Annotated in this window: 1 protein-coding gene; it reads right to left on the reverse strand. The window is 70.0% G+C overall.

Going from position 1 to position 1723, the window contains the following annotated elements; genetic code table 11:
* Positions 1 to 170: 170 nt before the first annotated feature.
* Positions 171 to 1631 carry an IS1380 family transposase gene (locus tag ABZ904_RS51145; protein WP_361831193.1) on the reverse strand — a complete coding sequence of 487 codons (1461 nt, stop codon included), beginning with the start codon at positions 1629 to 1631 and terminating at the stop codon, positions 171 to 173.
* Positions 1632 to 1723 lie beyond the last annotated feature (92 nt).

Genomic DNA, 1723 nt, shown 5'->3' on the forward strand with positions numbered 1-1723 from the left:
CCTCGATTCGTCTGTGGTCTGACGTTGCCGCCGTGAACGGCTGGGTGCCCGATATATCCCTTGCCGTGCGGGGACGGGTCGTCGCATGCGCTGCGGGGGCGTCGGCTTCCACGGGGCCGATGGTGGTGCGGTGCTCTCCTCTCCGGTGTCGTCGGGGTGGTGGCCGGCTGTCAGGTACGGGCCGGAAGGTCTGCGGTCCGTTGCCAGGCGGCGGTGAACGCCGCTGTCCAGGGCCAGGTCCGGTCCAGGTGGAGGGTGCGGCGTCGGGCGTGGGCGGTGAGGCGGGTGGGCAGGTGGTAGAGCTTCATGCGGAGGGTCTGCGGTTCAGCCTTGGCCAGTTCGGGCTCGTCGTGCAGGAGGAGGAGACGGGTCCAGGCGTCGAGGTCGGCTGCGAGCGTAGTGGCCAGCACCCAGGCCGCGTTGAGCTGCCAGGACTTCGAAGGCAGCAGCCCGAGCCCCACCCTCTTGATCGCTTTCACCCTGTCCTCCACCTCAGCGTGATCACGGTAGAGGGCGTCGACGAACCACACCTGCCCGGAGGCGGGCACCCCGGAAAGCCCATGGTGGGAGGGGATGTTCGTAGCCACGATCTGATAGCGCCAGCCGGTGCGCTTCTCGAAGGCCGTCAACTTCTTCGCGTCGCGCCGCGACGGTTTGACCCGGCGCACGATCAGCCGCATCCCTGCCGGCCAGCCTGTCAGGTCGCGCAGGCCGGTCAGCTCGGCGACCTGGTAGGTCAGCCACTCGCCGTCGGGTCCTTTGATCTCGTGGACCTCGCCGTCCTGCCGCAGTGTGGCCGTCCACACCTTCTCGGGCAGCAGCGCGATGGCTCGCTCGTCCGTCTCGTTGATGGCCCAGCCGGTCACCCAGCGCACCCGGCGCCGGCTGGTGGTCAGGGTCTGGAGGTGGTCGAGGACGTCGTGGCTGAAGGCCGCGCCGTCGATCCGGATCAGCAGCTTCGACCACAGCGGCAGCGGGAGTTGCCGCAGCGCGGCGGCCAGAACGCTCTTGTGGTCGGCGACGTCGTTGGGGGCTGCGTTGCCTGGCCGCAGCAGCATGGCGACGCACTCGCGGGTGTTGGCCACCCACGCCCCCAGCGGCATGTGGCCGAAGCTGCCCTTGAAGGTGCCCGCCGCGCCTTCCTTCCGGCTGGTACAGGTGACGATGGTCGCGTCCAGGTCCAGGACGTACCAGCCGGCAAGCTCCCGGCCGCATACCGAGATCCAGGGGAAGCCGCCGGGGCGCAGGGCGAGCAGCGTCCACACCACGCGGCGTATCGCGGCGCGGGCGCGTTCCACCCGGGCCGCGACCGGGGTGTCGATCGCCTCCAGGGTGCGGCGCAGGGTGCTGTCGGACACCGGGCGGGGAAACAGGCGCCGCCAGTGGTCCTGGAGTTGCTCGGCTTCCAGGATGTTCGTCGCGCCGAGCACGATCGCGCAGGCCAGCTGGACCAGCGCCACACCGCGGTCCCGCCAGCCCGGCCCGCTGCCCTTGGGTAGCACCGCGCTGAGCGCGAGGGTCAGCCCGGTGCGGTCGGCGACCCTCCGCAACAGCACGATGCCCGCGTGGCCGATCAGGTTGTCATCATCGGCCCGGACGTCGAGCCGCTGATCCCAGCGGGTAGCCTTCACCTGTTGGGTGCCCCTTGCTCTGCGGCGTTCTCGATCTCAGCAATCAGATCATCGCAGGCCGGGGGCACCCTTCTGCTATCGGAGCGTCAGTT

Source organism: Streptomyces sp. NPDC046900, assembly GCF_040644975.1.
In the GTDB taxonomy this organism is placed as follows: Bacteria; Actinomycetota; Actinomycetes; order Streptomycetales; family Streptomycetaceae; genus Streptomyces.